Origin of the sequence: Megasphaera indica (assembly GCF_046614755.1) — a bacterium.
Taxonomy (GTDB): domain Bacteria; phylum Bacillota; class Negativicutes; order Veillonellales; family Megasphaeraceae; genus Megasphaera; species Megasphaera intestinihominis.
Genome location: NZ_JBKKJR010000082.1, coordinates 1 through 235 on the forward strand (window position 1 = coordinate 1; position 235 = coordinate 235).

A 235-nucleotide genomic window follows, 5' to 3' on the forward strand; every position below is an offset into this window, starting at 1 on the left:
CGAAACACTGATATGGACCGATAGCGCATAGTACCGTGAGGGAAAGGTGAAAAGAACCCCGGGAGGGGAATGAAAGAGAACCTGAAACCGTATGTCTACAAGCAGTCGAAGCACTTTTTAGGTGCGACGGCGTGCCTATTGAAGAATGAACCGGCGAGTTACTTCAGCTAGCGAGGTTAAGCAGAAAATGCGGAGCCGCAGCGAAAGCGAGTCTGAACAGGGCGTATAGTTAGTT

General features: G+C 50.2%; 1 rRNA gene. It reads left to right on the forward strand.

The annotated features are described in order from the left end of the window. Positions 1 to 235, forward strand: a 23S ribosomal RNA gene (locus tag ACFCTO_RS12265); the annotation flags it as partial.